We start from the raw sequence: 14,387 nt of genomic DNA, 5'->3' as shown, positions 1-14,387 counted from the left end.
CCGTTATCCGCGGGGAATGCGGGCTGGCGGGAAACGTCCTACGAAAAAAAGCGTGCGCGGCCGATATTTTCAGCGATGCGTAAGATTCAGGCTTGCCGAGGCCAAGTTATCCAGCCGTTTACGTGAGGAAAATCCGCACAATGAATCGCCAACTGCAATACAAAGGCTATAGAAGCTCGGTTGAACACAGCGCGGCCGTAAATGATTTGCTTGACCGGGCGTGCTCCGTAGCCCCTTCATCCTAAACGCCGGTAACCCAATGCAGCCGAGCACAACACCACCGCCCCCGCCGCCAACGCCACCCGGAACCCACTGGCAGCGCCGAAATGATCGATCATCCAACCAGAACTGGCGGCGCCGATAGCAACGCCGATGCTCAACCCGGTGATCAGCCAGGTCATACCTTCGGTGAGGCGGCTGGGCGCAACGATCTGCTCGACCATGGCCATCGACACGATCAAGGTGGGCGCGAAAAACAGACCGGAGATAAAGATGGCGACAGCCAGGCCGGGGATGTTGCTCACCAGCAACAAGGGCAAGGTCGTCAACGCCGTGGCCATGCCGCAGAACAGGAACTGACGCGGCAGCGGCGCCTTGAGCTTGAGGGCACCGAAGGCCAACCCGGCCAGGCACGAGCCGATGGCGTACACCGACAGCACGATACTCGCCGCCGCCGGCTGGCCCTGATGCTGGGCGAACGCCACACTGACCACGTCCACCACGCCGACGATCACGCCCATGGCCAGCAGCAGGGTCATCAGGATCAACACCGCAGGGGAAGCGATCAACCAGCGGCCGTGAGCGCCGTGGTGCTCGTGTATCGGTGGCTCGGTTTGCCGCTGCAATACAAAGGTAGTGACGCCCACGGCGAGTAACAGTGCCGCCACTAAAGGGCCGGCTTCCGGGAACAGCACCACACTCAGGCCCACAGAGATGGGCGGGCCGATAATAAAGCACACCTCATCGAGCACCGACTCCAGCGCGAACGCGGTTTGCAGCCTGGGCGTCCCACGATACAACTGGGTCCAGCGCGCCCGCACCATGGCGGACATATTGGGCATGCACCCGGCCAGCGCCGCGAACAGGAACAGCGTCCAGCTCGGTGCCTGCAAGCGCGTACACAGCAACAACATCAATAGCGCCCCGCCGCCGACCAGCGCGGCTATCGGCAGGACCTTGCCCTGGCCGTAGCGGTCCACCCAACGCGACACTTGCGGCGCACAAAACGCAGTGGCCAGGGCAAACACCGCCGCCACCGAACCTGCCAGTCCATAACCGCCATGCACTTGAGCGAGCATGGTGATCAGGCCGATACCGGTCATCGAGATGGGCATGCGCGCCAACATGCCCGCGAGCACAAAGGCCCGGGCGCCGGGGACCTGGAATAATTCGGCGTAAGGGTTTGCCATCCTGCGTAACCTCTTGCTCAACGCCACGGGCTTGCTATCTGAAGCGATCCGGGCAGAATACATACGGTGCGTATGTGACAGATCATGCTTCGCATACGCAGCGTATGTCAATCAACAACCCGTGAGAACTCCATGAGCCGAGCCCGTGCCGAAATGATCGAAGAGACTCGCGCCCGCCTGATCGCGAGTGCGCGCCGGGCATTCGCCACCCTGGGCTATGCCCGTACCTCGATGGATGACTTTACCGCTCAAGCCGGGCTCACACGCGGTGCGTTGTACCATCACTTCGGTGACAAAAAAGGCTTGTTGGCAGCGGTAGTTGCCCAACTCGACAGCGAGATGGACGAGCGTTTGCAGCGCATCAGCGAGCAGGCCGTAGAGCCCTGGAGCGGTTTTTGCGAACGCTGCCGAGCTTATCTGCGCATGGCTCAGGACCCGGAAATCCAGCGCATTGTGTTGCAGGACGCGCCAGCGGTGCTGGGTGATACCGGCTCACAACACCACTGCGTTGAGTCGTTGCGCCAATTGTTGGAGGCCCTGATGCAAGCCGGCTGGGTCGCACCGGCGCCCAGCCAGGCGCTGGCGCAGTTGATCAACGGCAGCCTGGTCAATACAGCGCTGTGGATCGCCCGGGATGCACACCCGAGCGTGCGGCTGGAGGAAGGTTTGCAGAGCCTGGAAGTGTTATTGCGCGGGCTCAGCCTCACACCAAGCGCTTGATTTGCTTATGCCTCCATACCAGCCGGTAATACGCGGTCTGCAACACCAGCATCGCCAGGTAGGTCACCGGAAACGCCATCCACACTCCTTCCAGCCCGAAGTGGGCGTTGAACAGATAGGCCATCGGCAGCTCCACGCAAAGCACGCAGAAAATCGAGATCGCCACCGGCATCAGCACCACGCCGCTGGCGCGCATGATGCCGCCGATCACGGCCTGGAAACCGAATACCAGGATGCTCCAGAGCATAATGTGCAGCAGGTGCTCGGCTCTGACACGGGCGCTGTCGTCGGTGATGAACAGACCCAGCAACCAGTGCGACAGCCCATAACCGAGCACGATCAGGCCACCGGTCAGGCACAGGTTGATCACCAACCCCGTGCGCAGGATCGGCCCGATGCGCTCCAGACGCCCGGCGCCGATCGCCTGGGCACCGAGGATCGAGGCGGTGATGGCAATCGACAGCGCCGGGAACTGGACGTAGTTGACGATCTGCGTCACCGCGCCATAAGCCGCCGTGGCCTGGGAGCCGTGGCTATTGACCAGGGCCAGGATGACCAATTCAGACAACGACAACACCACCATCTGCAAGCCGGTCGGCAGGCCGATGCGCAGCACTTTACCGAGGATGACGCGGTCCAGACGTAAAGCCGCGAGCAGCTCGCGATCCGGTGCCATCACATGGTTTTTATGCCGCAGGCGCAGGACCAGGAACAGCATCGCCAGGGCGTTACCCACCAAACCTGCGTAAACCGCACTCTGGATGCCAAGGGGCGGCAGGCCGATCCAGCCGCGAATCAGCGCTGGCGTCAGCAGCAAGCCCACCAGGGTCGAAACCATTAACGCCAGCAACGGCGAAATCGTGTCGCTCACCCCACGCAGCAACTGGGTATAGAGGATGAACACCAGCAACAGCGGCATGATCAACATCATCATCTGGGCATACCCCACCGCATCGTCGAGCACATCCACCGGGGTGCCCAACGCCTGCAGCGCCGGGCGCGCAAACAGGCCACCCAGCAGGGCGGCGATCAGACCAACCAGCGCCCCGAGCGTCAGGGTGGCGCCGGTAATCACCTTGACCAACCCGATCTCCCGGGCGCCCCACGCCTGGCCGATCAGCACCGACGCGCCCGCCCCCAAGCCAATCACCAGGGCGATAAAGAAAAATACGATGGGGAACATTCCCGACACTGCCGCCAGCGCCTGGGTGCCGAGCATTTGCCCGACATAGATGCCGTTAAGCGTGCCGGAAAAGCTTTGCAGAAAGTTGGACAGCACCATCGGTGCCAGAAAGATCAGGTAGATCTGCCACAACGGGCGCTGTAAAGGGGTTTGCATGAAAAATGGGGCCTCGAATAACGAAAGCGTCGCAGGGTTATACCGTAAGTGGATCCAATCCTCCCTGCGCTTTCTCAAAGAACGCTTATCCTCCGAATGTTTGGGAGGGCCTGCGCAAGGTTGGATCAAAGGGATTTATTCGCGGCCCGATTGCCGCCGCCTCACGCTTCAACAACTCCACCACCATCGGCAATCGGCTGGGCCCCAGGCGATCACTGATGGTCGCCACACTCAACGCCGCGACCGCGTGCCCGTCGCGGTTGAGGATCGGCACCGCCAGCCCCGCCATCCCTTCCAGTACGCCGGTGTTGCGTGCCGCATAGCCTAAATTACGGACATTCTCCACTTCGCAGCGCAACAGCACTTCGTCATACAGATGGAAATCCTTGAGCCGTGGCAGGTTGTAGCGAATCACCGTTTCGCGCTCTTCCTGCGGCAGAAAGGCCAGGATTGCCAGGCTGCCCTGCCCGACGCCCAGGGCCACGCGCCCACCGATATCACCGGTGAAGGTACGAATCGGGTATGGGCCTTCGCTGCGGTCCAGGCAAATGGCGTCGAAGCCGCTGCGCGCCAGCAGGAACAGCGAATCGCCCAACGATGCACTCATGCGCAACAGGCTGGGGCGCACCAGATCGCGCAGGTTGCCGGTCTTGCCGGCATTGGCCGCCAACGCGAAGAACTCCAGGCTCAAGCGATAGCGTTTACTGCGCGCATCCTGTTCGACCATCCCTTCATCCATCAGGCTGCGTAGCAAGCGGTGCGTGGTGGGTTGGGAGAGGCCAACGTGTTGCGCGAGCTGGGTGACCCGTTCCCCACCCTCGGGCACCTCACCCAGGGCGCGCAGCAAGGCGAACACGCGGGACACGCCACCTGCCCCCACTTCCTTGCCGCTTTCATTCCGCTCAATGGAATCCATATCAGCTGGTCTCAACATTAATTCTGCTCAGTGAATAAATCTTAAAATAGTAGTCCGTTGAGTGAAATTCCATCTTTCGCCCATCCTAGTCTTCGCTCTAATCTGCGTCCACAGGGGCGAAACGAACAACAACTGGCAGCCGACTCAAGATCGAGCGTCAACGCACCGGCAACACTCTTTTCGCATCTGCCCAAACAATAAAGCGCGCTTCTGCGCGGCTCAATAAAAGGTGGAACGCAGACATGGCATTTCTCCAACTCAACGCCTTGAGTAAACGCTACGGCGCCGTTGATGCAGTAGTCGCCACCGACCTTGCGGTGCAAAAAGGTGAATTCGTTTCACTGCTCGGCCCTTCGGGCTGTGGCAAGACCACCACTTTGCAAATGATCGCCGGCTTTGTGGATGTGAGCAGCGGCCAGATCCTGCTCGATGGGCGCGACATCACCCACGCCAAGCCTGCCAGTCGTGGCCTGGGCGTGGTGTTCCAAAGCTATGCGCTGTTTCCCCATATGAGTGTGCGCGACAACGTCGCCTTCGGTCTGAAGATGCGCAAGGTACCGGCCGCCGAGATCGCAAGCTTGGTCAAAACCGTACTTGAGCTGGTTCGCCTGGCGCCCCACGCCGAGCGCTACCCCAGGGAATTGTCCGGCGGCCAGCGCCAACGCGTGGCCCTGGCCCGTGCCTTGGTGATTGAGCCACCGGTGCTGCTGTTGGATGAGCCGCTATCCAACCTTGACGCCAACCTGCGCGAAGAGATGCAGTTCGAAATCCGCCGCATCCAGTGTGCGGTAGGTATCACTACCTTGATGGTCACCCACGACCAGGCCGAAGCGCTCTCCATCAGCGACCGCGTGGTCGTGATGCAGGCCGGACGCGTGACCCAGATTGACGTGCCGTACAAGCTTTATGAACACCCACGCACGCGCTTCATTTCGGACTTTGTCGGCAAGGCCAACCTGCTGGCCGGGGACTACGATGCGCTCGGCGTGCCCCAAGTACGCCACCAGGGCGGCGCTGGCGAACTGACGCTGAGCTTGCGCCCGGAAAAAATCCAACTGGTTGAGGCCGGCTCGGGCCGCGTGCAAGGGCAAGTGCTTGACCGTTATTTTTTCGGCAGCCAATGGCTATACCGCATCCAGACCGCCCTTGGCGAAATCACGGTGGTACGCAGCAACGACGGCAGCGCACCGCTGGACAGCGGCGCGGCCGTGGGCCTGCAGTGGCAAGCCGATTTACTGCGGGTGCTGACGGCCGATGAGGTGCACCCATGAGTCGTGGCTACCTGCTCTCGTCGCCGGCGCTGGTGCTGTTTGCCGGGTTGCTGATCCTGCCCCTGGCCTTGACGCTGGTGCTGTCCTTTAACGTCTTCGATTACCAGGTGGGCGTAAAGGCCGATCAGTGGACTCTGGCCCACTACCTGGCATTGTTGAGCGATGCCTATTTCTACGAGATCTTCTGGCGCACCTTCTGGATCAGTGCGCTGGTAACGTTGCTGTGCGTGGTGATCGGTGTACCGGAGGCCTACATCCTCAGCCGCATGGGCACGCCGTGGCGGTCGATCTTCCTGATTTTGATCCTCACACCGCTATTGATTTCCGTGGTGGTGCGCGCATTTGGCTGGAGCTTGCTGCTCGGCGCCGACGGCCTGGTCAACCAAGTGATCCAGGCCCTTGGCGGGCGCCCGGTGAAGCTGCTGTATACGCCGTTCGCCGTGATCATCGCGCTGGTGCACGTGATGCTGCCGTTCATGATTATCCCGGTATGGACCTCCCTGCAAAAACTCGACCCCTCGGCGGAACAAGCGGCGTTGTCCCTGGGCGCAAGCCAGGCCACGGTAATGCGCAAGATCGTGCTACCCCAAGTGATGCCCGGCGTGCTCTCCGGCACCTTGATCGTGTTCGGCCTGGCCGCCAGTTCGTTCGCGATTCCAGGGTTGCTGGGCGGACGGCGTCTGAAAATGGTCGCCACTGTGGTGTATGACCAATACCTCTCGGAACTCAACTGGCCCATGGGCGCGACCATTGCGGTGGTGCTGCTGTTGGTCAATCTGCTGATCATGCTGAGCTGGAACCGCATGGTCGAAGGCCGCTACAAAAAATCCCTGGGGGTTTAAGCGCATGTCCAGAAACGGTCCTTTGGCCCTCGGTTTTCATGCTTTGGTGGTGCTGTTCATGATGGCGCCGCTGGTGGTGGTGTGCCTGGTGGCGTTTACACCGGAAAACACCCTGAGCCTGCCCACATCGGGCTTTTCCCTGCGCTGGTTTCGCGCCGTGTTCGAACGCGCCGACTTTATTCAGGCGTTTTATAACAGCCTGGTGCTGGCGTTTACTGCCGCAACCCTGGCGACCTTGATTGCGGTACCGGCGGCCTTGGCGATCAGTCGCTATACGTTCCCGGGGCGCAACTTTTTCAGTGCACTGTTTCTGTCGCCGATCATCATCCCGCACCTGGTGCTGGGGGTGGCGATGCTGCGCCTGTTTGCGCTGATGGGCGTCAATGGCAGCTTTACCTGGTTGATGCTGGCGCACGTGGTGATCATCACTCCCTATGTGCTGCGCCTGGTGCTGGCCGCAGCCATCGGCATTGATCGCAGTGCCGAACAGGCCGCCCAATCCCTGGGAGCCGGGCGGTTCACGCTGTTTCGGCAGATCACTTTGCCGATGATTCTGCCTGGAGTGGCCGGTGGCTGGTTGCTGGCGTTCATCAACAGTTTCGATGAGGTGACCCTGTCGATTTTCGTCAGTTCGCCGGCCACGCAAACCCTGCCGGTGCGCATGTACGTGTATGCCACCGAGTCCATCGACCCGATGATGGCGGCGGTATCGGCGCTGGTGATCGCACTCACCGCAGCCACCATGATCCTACTCGATCGGGTCTACGGTCTGGACCGCGTCCTGGTGGGGAAACACTGATGGCGTTGTTCAAGCGACTGACCGAAACCCAGCGCCCTGCCCTGGCGTTCACCCTCGACGGCCAGCCCGCCACCGGTTTGCTCGGGGATACCTTGCTGACTGCGATGCTGACCTGCGCGGATCACTTGCGCGGCAGCGATTTCAGCGCCGAGCGGCGCGCCGGGTTTTGCCTGATGGGCGCGTGCCAGGACTGCTGGGTGCGGCTTGCAGATGGGCGTCGGGTACGCGCCTGCTCGACCTTGCTCGAAGAAGGCCACGCGATCAGTCGCGATCCTGGACGTCAGCCATGAAGCCTGTGGTGATCGTAGGTGCAGGACCGGCGGGCATTACTGCCGCACGTACGCTGCTTGACCACGGCATAACGCCCTGTCTGATCGATGAGAGCCCGCGCGGTGGAGGGCAGGTTTATCGGCGCCAACCGGCCAATTTCCAGCGCTCGGCCAGACAGCTTTACGGCTTCGAGGCAGGCAAGGCGCAGGCCGTGCATCGCACCCTGGACGAGCTCGCACCGTTAATTGACTACCGAGCGCAAACCCTGGTGTGGAACGCCGAAAACAAACGCCTGGACCTGCTCAACAACAATCGCACCGACAGCGTCGAGTATTCACGCATCATCGTTGCCACCGGCGCCACCGACCGCATCCTGCCGGTGCCGGGGTGGACATTGCCGGGTGTCTACAGCCTGGGCGCGGCGCAAATTGCCTTGAAATACCAGGGCTGCGCAATTGGCGAGCGCGTGGTGTTTTGTGGTTCCGGGCCACTGCTTTATCTCGTCGCCTACCAATACGCCCAGGCCGGCGCCAAGGTGATGGCAGTGCTCGACAGTGCGCCGTTCAGCGCTCAGTGTCGCGCATTACCGGCGTTGCTCAGGCAACCGGCGACCCTGGCCAAGGGTTTGTATTACCGCGCGTGGCTGACCGCCCATGGGATAGCCGTGCATCAGGACGCAACGCTGGCGCAGATCAAGGGAGAGCAACGGGTGCAGGGCATTCGCTGGGGCGAGCAAACCCTGGAATGCGATGCGGTAGCCTTCGCTCATGCCCTGCGCAGCGAAACGCAACTGGCGGACCTGCTCGGTTGTGAGTTTGCCTGGAACAGCCTCAACCGCGCCTGGCTGCCACAACGCGACAGTACCGGGCGCAGCAGCGTCGAGGCGGTATATCTGGCTGGCGATGGCGCCGGGATCATGGGCGCGGATGCGGCGCAGATCGCCGGCGAATGTGCAGCGTTGGCGCTGCTGGAGGATGCCGGTGTCAGTGTCGATCGGCATCGGCGCGATACGTTGGTCAAGCAACTGGCGAATATCCAGCGCTTTCGCCAGGGCCTGGAAACCGCATTCCCGTTCCCTGAACAGTGGGCCGTGCAAGCCCCCGACGAACTGATTCTTTGCCGCTGCGAAGAGGTCAGCGTCGGTGAAGTGCGGGCAGTGGTGGACGAGGGTCACTGGGAAATCAACCGGGTTAAAGCCCATTGCCGCGTTGGCATGGGCCGCTGCCAGGGGCGTATGTGCGGGTTGGCGGCAGCGGAAATTGTTGCCCAGCGCAGCGGGCGTGGCATCGCACACATCGGACGCCTGCGAGGCCAGGCGCCCATCAAGCCGCTGCCCTTTGGCGTGGAGGAACAGCCGTGATTGACGTCATCGTACTGGGCGGCGGGATCGTCGGCGCATCCGCCGCCTTGATGCTTGCTCAGAAGGGTCAGCGCGTGGCGCTGGTGGAACGGGATTTTTGCGGCTCGCATTCCAGTGGCGTCAATTATGGCGGCGTGCGGCGCCAGGGTCGGCCCTTGCATCAGTTACCGTTGTCGCAGCGCGCCCATCAATTGTGGGCCGACTTGCCAGGTTTGATTGGCATCAGTGGCGAGTACGTACGCTGCGGGCATTTGAAGCTGGCACGCAGCCCCGAAGATTTTGCCGCGCTGCAAGCCTATGCCGAGCAAACCCGTGGCTTCGACCTGGGCTTGCAGCTGTTGGACCGCACCGCGTTGCGCAGGCGCTTCCCCTGGGTGGGCGACGTGGCAGTGGGCGCTTCCTTGTGCCCGGACGACGGACATGCCAACCCGCGTCTGGTGGCCCCTGCCTTTGCCCGTGCCGCGCTGCGCCATGGCGCCGAGGTATACGAGCAAGCCGAAGTGGTCCGCATCGAACACAACAGCCACCTGTTCCAGGTGCACTGCGCCAATGGCCTGCATCTGCAAGCTCCCTGGCTGCTCAACTGCGCCGGCGCCTGGGCCGGCAGCGTCGCCGCGCAGTTTGGCGAACCGGTGCCGATCACCTCGGCGCACCCGGCGATGCTGGTGACTGAACCACTACCCGTGGTGATGACTGTCAGTACCGGTGTCGAGGGTGGGGGAATCTATGCGCGACAAGTCGCCAGGGGCAACTGCATCCTCGGCGGCGGTCGCGGCTTTGCACTCGGTCCGCAAAAAGCCAGGCCAGGTCAGGCGGCGCTATTGGAGATTCTGCGCAATGCCGGCGAACTCTACCCCTTTCTCAAAGGCGCCCAGGCGATTCGGACCTGGAGCGGGACCGAAGGTTACTTGCCCGATCACGAACCGGTGATCGGTCCCAGCAGCACCCAACCTGGCCTGCTCCACGGTTTCGGCTTTGCCGGCGCCGGGTTCCAGCTCGGGCCCGCGGTCGGTGAAGCCCTGGCAGAGATCGTCTGCGAAGGGGCCAGCCGCCAACCCATAGAAGCGTTTTCCATCCGTCGTTTCCAAGCCTGAGAGGAAAAGATCCATGCACTCACGTATCGCTTTATCCTGCTTGTCCCTCGCCTTGCTCACCGGCACCGCCCATGCCGCACCCACGCTGTACCTGGGCATGAACGGCGGAACCATGGAGCGGGTGTACGCCGACAAGGTGCTGCCCGCCTTCGAGAAAGCCAACAACGTCAAGGTGGTGATCGTACCCGGTACCTCCTCGGACATCCTTGCCAAGGTCCAGGCCAACAAGGCCAACCCGCAGATGCACGTGATGTTCCTCGACGACGGCATCATGTACCGCGCCATCTCCATGGGCCTGTGCGACAAGCTCACGCCAAACCCGACCCTGGAGCAAATTCCGGCCAAGGCCAGAATCAAGGACGAAGCCGTGGCCGTGACCCTGGGCGTCACCGGCCTGGGTTACAACGCCAAGATGTTCAAGGACAAAGGTTGGGCCGCGCCCACCTCGTGGATGGACCTGGCCGACCCGCGCTTCAAGGACAAGGTAGTCTTCCAGTCCCTGGCCTCCTCCACTTTCGGCTTGCACGGGTTTCTGATGTTCAACCGTATCCAGGGTGGCGACGAAACCAACGTGGAGCCCGGCTTCAAGGCCTGGCCAACCAGTGTCGGCCCCAACGTACTGGAATACATCGCCAGCTCAGCGAAGATCTCCGAGATGGTGCAAACCGACGAAGCCGCGATCTTCCCGCTCACGCCGACTCAGGTCGCCACGCAGAAGCTGCTCGGCGTGCCGATGGAGTACGCCCAACCCAAAGAGGGCGCCGTGGTGCTGAACGTGGCCGAGTGCGTGATCGCACGCAATGACCAGCCGGAACTGGCGCAGAAGCTCGCGGCGTTCCTGCTGACCGCCCAAGCCCAGGCACCGGCATTGGAAGAAGGTGACCAGATCCCGTCGAACCCAACCACCCCCACCACCGAAAAAACCCGTGCGCGAGTGGAGGCCATGCAAGGCTATTTGCAGACGGCGATTTCGATTGATTGGGACCAGGTTAACCAGGCCCGACCGAAGTGGAATGCGCGGTGGAGTCGCTCGATTGAGCGTTGAGGTGTGAGCCCTGCGCAATCGCGGCCAGTTCTTCGCGGGTGCTGCTGATAACAGCACCCGCCTTGAGCAACTCATTGACCGCCTGTACACCGCCCTCCTCGCTGATGCTGCGACAAGCCGGCAGGTGCAGGACCACTTGCAGGCCGGCCTTGAGCAACTGCAACGCGGTGGTCTTGACGCAATAGTCCAGGGCCAGGCCGCCGACGATCACGCGCATCACCTCTCGGGCCTTGAGGTACTCGATGACGCCGGTGGACAGTTTGTCATGCAGGTCGTGGTAGCAGGCGCCATATGGGTGCAGGTTGGGTTCGACGCCCTTCCAGACGAAGTAGTCATAGTCATAAGGCATTGGCAGTTCGTCGAGCAATGCAAAGCCTTCGGTACCCGGTACGCAGTGGCTGACCCAAGTGACATCGGCGTGGGCAAGGCCGGTGGGTTGCAACATCTCGCTGTGCTGCGCAACCACCCAGGGGGCGTGCGGGGTGTGGGCGTCCTTGCTGCCGATGCGATGACCGGCGAGGCTGGCCATGTAGTTGAGTTCGGCGCCAATGCGGTCGCCTCCGACCACCGGCAATTCATTGGGGCACAAAGGCGTGAAGCTTTTCTGCGCGTCGACGTCGAATGAAGCGATGGCGGTTTTCGAAAGGGTCATGACGTTCACATCAATGGCGGTAGGGGCATGCCCCCGATGACGAAGTGTCAGTCACTTGCCACGTGGCTGGCAACACCCTCATCGGGGAACAGGTATAGACGCAATCTTGCTGTGACGCCGGACCTGTGGCGAGGGAGCTTGCTCCCGTTGGAGTGCGAAGCGCTCCCAAGATTTGGCGCCGCTCCGCAGCCCAGCGCAAGCAAGCTCCCCTCGCCACAGTTATTGGTTGTCTTAACTGACTGGCATCAGGCAACCCGCCTCCACCATTTTGAACGGCGCATGGCTTCAGTTCATCCAGTTGCCGCCATCCACGTTGTAGGTCTGCGGCAGACTGCGATGCACGTATTCACCCCCTGTCGCCAAGGTCGTCCGCTGATTTCTGACCAAATCGTCCGCTAATTCGCATTTTTTCCAAACAGTTCAAGCCATTGACACAAGTTGGTACAACCTGTGCAAACGTTTGCGGAACGAACTTGACCGCCAAGTTCAGCCCTACCCGACGAATCGGGCATAAACCGCGTACGAATAAGGACTTTCAATGCATCTCACCTCTAAGCCTCGTGCTTGCCTTGGTGTTTCCTTGCTACTGGCCGCCGTTACGGGAGTACTCAGTAGCCCCATTTTGGCGCAGCAAAACCCTGCCGATGACTCAGCCCAGGGCGAAACCCTTAGCCCTGAGGCCAGCCCGCCAGCGAAAAAAGGCGTTTACCTGTCGGAATGGTTCAACCAGGACCTGACGCTGATCGGCAGCAAAGACATCAGCTTCGGCCCCAAGCCTCAGGACGATGTCTACCTGGAATACGAATACTTCGGCCGCAAGGGGCCCTTTGAGCTGTATGGCTACATCGACGTGCCGAAGATCCTCACCATCGGTAACAGTAATGACAAAGGTGTGTGGGACCATGGCTCGCCAGTGTTCATGGAGCACGAACCGCGGATTTCCATCGACTACCTCGCAGGACGCAGCCTGGCAATCGGCCCGTTCAAGGAGTGGTATGTGGCCTTCGACTGGATTTACGATCACGGCAGTCATAAAGAAAACCGCGCCAACACCTTGTACAGCGGCCTGGGCACCGATATCGACACACACTCGCGGGTTAATCTGTCGGCCAACTTCTATGGCCGCTACCAGTGGGAAAACTACGGCGCCAGCAATGAATATTCCTGGGATGGCTACCGCGCGCAGATGAAGTACATCGTGCCGATCGGCAAGTTCGACAACGGTGCTTCGCTGACCTATATCGGCTTTACCAACTACGATTTCGGCTCGGATCTGCACAAGGACAACCCGGCGCGCACCGCCAACTCCCTGGTGGCGACCAACGTGTTGCTGTACTCGTTCACCCACCTGCGTTTTACCCTGGTGGGTCGTTACTTTCACAACGGTGGCAACTGGGAAGACGGCAGCGAGTTGAATTTCGGCGAAGGCAACTTCCGCGCCCGCTCCGATGGCTGGGGTTACTACGCCGGTGTGGGTTACCAATTCTGATCAAGGAGCTGTACATGAAGGCACTGACTCGTATCTCGCTGGCCGTCGGCCTCGCCCTGCTGCCCCACATGGTGCTGGCGGATAACCCGGAACCGATCAAACCCAAGGTAATGTTGATCACCATGTTCGCCCCCGAGGCGCAAACCTGGATCGACCGCCTGGAACTCAAGCAGGAAGTACGCGTGCCGGGGCTGTCTGCCGACTACCCGGTGATTCGCTGCAACACCCGGGACGTATGCCTGCTGGTAACCGGCATGGGCCAGACCAACGCCGCTGCGTCGACCCTGGCCCTGGCCTTGTCGCCCAAATTCGACCTGCGCCAGAGCTACTTCCTGATCGCCGGTATCGCCGGCATCAGCCCCAAGCACGGCACCATCGGCACCGCTGCCTGGGCCCATTACCTGGTGGAGTTCGGCACCCAGTGGGAGCTGGACTCACGGGATGCGCCCAAAGACTGGCCGACCGGTTATATCGGCATCAACACCAAGGGGCCCAACGAAAAGCCACCGCTGGACTACAAGACCGAAGTGTTCGAGCTCAACCCCAAGCTGCAAGCCAAGGCGTTTGCCTTGTCGCACAAGGTAGAGCTGACCGAAAGCAAAGAATCCGCCGCCTGGCGCAAGCACTACCCCCAAGCGCCGGCCAACCAGCCGCCGCAAGTCACGCGTTGCGACACGCTGGCGGGCAACACCTGGTTCTCCGGCACCCGCCTGAGCGAACGCGCCGAAGTCTGGACCAAGTTGCTCACCGACAATAAAGGCGAATACTGCACCACCCAGCAGGAGGACAACTCCACTTATGAAGCCCTGCTACGCGCCAGTCGCGAGGGTCTGGTGGACATCCAGCGCCTGGCCGTGGTGCGCGCAGGCTCCGACTTTGACCGGCCTTATCCGGGTTACAGCGAGGTCGACAACCTGCTCAAGTATGCGGACCAGGGTGGCTTTGCACCGGCCCTGGAGAACCTGTACCGCACGGGCAACCCGTTAGTGCAGGCGATTGTGAAACATTGGTCGGCATGGGAAAAAGGCGTACCCGAGGTCGAGTAAAGATCTGCTGTAATTAGATGGACTCGCCCAAGCCGAGGCGTCTATGCGCCACGGTGGCATTCTTATAGAAGCCAACGACAGCGAGGGCGAGCCCATGAAAAAGCATACGACGATCAATCAGTCTTTGTCAGCCGA

General features: G+C 61.3%; 14 protein-coding genes. 10 read left to right on the top strand and 4 right to left on the bottom strand.

What is annotated here, in order from left to right:
- Nucleotides 1–236: 236 nt before the first annotated feature.
- On the bottom strand, nt 237–1,409 hold the full coding sequence (locus TX23_RS14415; RefSeq protein WP_057702728.1) for an MFS transporter: 1,173 nt from the start codon (nt 1,407–1,409) through the stop codon (nt 237–239).
- A gap of 132 nt (nt 1,410–1,541) precedes the next feature.
- Here TX23_RS14415 and TX23_RS14410 point away from each other — a divergent pair, with 132 nt between their 5' ends.
- Nucleotides 1,542–2,129, top strand: coding sequence for a TetR/AcrR family transcriptional regulator (locus TX23_RS14410; protein ID WP_057702727.1), 588 nt, complete (start codon nt 1,542–1,544; stop codon nt 2,127–2,129).
- Here the strand turns inward: TX23_RS14410 and TX23_RS14405 are convergent.
- Both TX23_RS14405 and TX23_RS14400 read right to left on the bottom strand, forming a co-directional pair.
- Nucleotides 2,113–3,468, bottom strand: a complete 1,356-nt coding sequence (locus TX23_RS14405; protein ID WP_057702726.1) for an MATE family efflux transporter — start codon at nt 3,466–3,468, stop codon at nt 2,113–2,115. The genes TX23_RS14410 and TX23_RS14405 overlap by 17 nt on opposite strands.
- Before the next feature lie 85 nt (nt 3,469–3,553).
- Nucleotides 3,554–4,384 carry an IclR family transcriptional regulator gene (locus TX23_RS14400; protein WP_057702725.1) on the bottom strand — a complete coding sequence of 277 codons (831 nt, stop codon included), beginning with the start codon at nt 4,382–4,384 and terminating at the stop codon, nt 3,554–3,556.
- A 242-nt stretch (nt 4,385–4,626) separates the two neighbouring features.
- Between TX23_RS14400 and TX23_RS14395 the strand changes: the two genes are divergently transcribed.
- From TX23_RS14395 to TX23_RS14365, 7 genes are read left to right on the top strand one after another with little or no spacing between them, the layout of a single operon-like run.
- Entirely contained in the window at nt 4,627–5,655 is a 1,029-nt protein-coding gene (locus tag TX23_RS14395) for an ABC transporter ATP-binding protein (protein ID WP_057702724.1), read from the top strand.
- Nucleotides 5,652–6,497: an ABC transporter permease gene (locus tag TX23_RS14390; protein WP_057702723.1), complete on the top strand. Its 846-nt coding sequence runs from the start codon at nt 5,652–5,654 to the stop codon at nt 6,495–6,497. Before TX23_RS14395 ends, TX23_RS14390 begins: the two co-directional genes overlap by 4 nt.
- 4 nt (nt 6,498–6,501) lie before the next feature.
- Nucleotides 6,502–7,296: an ABC transporter permease gene (locus tag TX23_RS14385; protein ID WP_057702722.1), complete on the top strand. Its 795-nt coding sequence runs from the start codon at nt 6,502–6,504 to the stop codon at nt 7,294–7,296.
- Entirely contained in the window at nt 7,296–7,586 is a 291-nt protein-coding gene (locus TX23_RS14380) for a (2Fe-2S)-binding protein (RefSeq protein ID WP_005787618.1), read from the top strand. The genes TX23_RS14385 and TX23_RS14380 overlap by 1 nt, the downstream gene beginning before the upstream one ends.
- On the top strand, nt 7,583–8,926 hold the full coding sequence (locus TX23_RS14375) for an FAD/NAD(P)-dependent oxidoreductase (RefSeq protein WP_057702721.1): 1,344 nt from the start codon (nt 7,583–7,585) through the stop codon (nt 8,924–8,926). The genes TX23_RS14380 and TX23_RS14375 overlap by 4 nt, the downstream gene beginning before the upstream one ends.
- A gap of 50 nt (nt 8,927–8,976) precedes the next feature.
- Nucleotides 8,977–10,020 carry an NAD(P)/FAD-dependent oxidoreductase gene (locus tag TX23_RS14370; RefSeq protein WP_244885961.1) on the top strand — a complete coding sequence of 348 codons (1,044 nt, stop codon included), beginning with the start codon at nt 8,977–8,979 and terminating at the stop codon, nt 10,018–10,020.
- Nucleotides 10,021–10,033: 13 nt separating this feature from the next.
- Complete coding sequence (locus TX23_RS14365; protein ID WP_057702719.1) at nt 10,034–11,065, top strand: ABC transporter substrate-binding protein; 1,032 nt, start codon at nt 10,034–10,036, stop codon at nt 11,063–11,065.
- On the opposite strand, the gene TX23_RS14360 is transcribed toward TX23_RS14365, so the two are convergent.
- Complete coding sequence (locus tag TX23_RS14360; RefSeq protein ID WP_057702718.1) at nt 11,010–11,717, bottom strand: nicotinamidase; 708 nt, start codon at nt 11,715–11,717, stop codon at nt 11,010–11,012. The genes TX23_RS14365 and TX23_RS14360 overlap by 56 nt on opposite strands.
- 538 nt (nt 11,718–12,255) lie before the next feature.
- Between TX23_RS14360 and TX23_RS14355 the strand changes: the two genes are divergently transcribed.
- Both TX23_RS14355 and TX23_RS14350 read left to right on the top strand, forming a co-directional pair.
- A complete protein-coding gene (locus TX23_RS14355; RefSeq protein WP_057702717.1) occupies nt 12,256–13,206 on the top strand; it encodes a nucleoside-specific channel-forming protein Tsx in 951 nt (316 codons plus the stop codon).
- Nucleotides 13,207–13,220: 14 nt separating this feature from the next.
- Nucleotides 13,221–14,252: a purine-nucleoside phosphorylase gene (locus TX23_RS14350; RefSeq protein ID WP_057702716.1), complete on the top strand. Its 1,032-nt coding sequence runs from the start codon at nt 13,221–13,223 to the stop codon at nt 14,250–14,252.
- The last annotated feature ends 135 nt before the right edge of the window (nt 14,253–14,387 follow it).

This window comes from Pseudomonas paralactis (genome assembly GCF_001439735.1).
In the GTDB taxonomy this organism is placed as follows: Bacteria; Pseudomonadota; Gammaproteobacteria; order Pseudomonadales; family Pseudomonadaceae; genus Aquipseudomonas; species Aquipseudomonas paralactis.
The sequence above is the reverse complement of the archived record's forward strand: the minus strand, read 5'-3'. Positions and strand labels throughout refer to the sequence as shown.

Coding starts and splice junctions, on each gene's coding strand:
- TX23_RS14415 (WP_057702728.1), bottom strand. CDS start 1,409: ATGGCAAACCCTTACGCCGAATTATTCCAGGTCCCCGGCGCCCGGGCC.
- TX23_RS14410 (WP_057702727.1), top strand. CDS start 1,542: ATGAGCCGAGCCCGTGCCGAAATGATCGAAGAGACTCGCGCCCGCCTG.
- TX23_RS14405 (WP_057702726.1), bottom strand. CDS start 3,468: ATGCAAACCCCTTTACAGCGCCCGTTGTGGCAGATCTACCTGATCTTT.
- TX23_RS14400 (WP_057702725.1), bottom strand. CDS start 4,384: ATGGATTCCATTGAGCGGAATGAAAGCGGCAAGGAAGTGGGGGCAGGT.
- TX23_RS14395 (WP_057702724.1), top strand. CDS start 4,627: ATGGCATTTCTCCAACTCAACGCCTTGAGTAAACGCTACGGCGCCGTT.
- TX23_RS14390 (WP_057702723.1), top strand. CDS start 5,652: ATGAGTCGTGGCTACCTGCTCTCGTCGCCGGCGCTGGTGCTGTTTGCC.
- TX23_RS14385 (WP_057702722.1), top strand. CDS start 6,502: ATGTCCAGAAACGGTCCTTTGGCCCTCGGTTTTCATGCTTTGGTGGTG.
- TX23_RS14380 (WP_005787618.1), top strand. CDS start 7,296: ATGGCGTTGTTCAAGCGACTGACCGAAACCCAGCGCCCTGCCCTGGCG.
- TX23_RS14375 (WP_057702721.1), top strand. CDS start 7,583: ATGAAGCCTGTGGTGATCGTAGGTGCAGGACCGGCGGGCATTACTGCC.
- TX23_RS14370 (WP_244885961.1), top strand. CDS start 8,977: ATGCTTGCTCAGAAGGGTCAGCGCGTGGCGCTGGTGGAACGGGATTTT.
- TX23_RS14365 (WP_057702719.1), top strand. CDS start 10,034: ATGCACTCACGTATCGCTTTATCCTGCTTGTCCCTCGCCTTGCTCACC.
- TX23_RS14360 (WP_057702718.1), bottom strand. CDS start 11,717: ATGACCCTTTCGAAAACCGCCATCGCTTCATTCGACGTCGACGCGCAG.
- TX23_RS14355 (WP_057702717.1), top strand. CDS start 12,256: ATGCATCTCACCTCTAAGCCTCGTGCTTGCCTTGGTGTTTCCTTGCTA.
- TX23_RS14350 (WP_057702716.1), top strand. CDS start 13,221: ATGAAGGCACTGACTCGTATCTCGCTGGCCGTCGGCCTCGCCCTGCTG.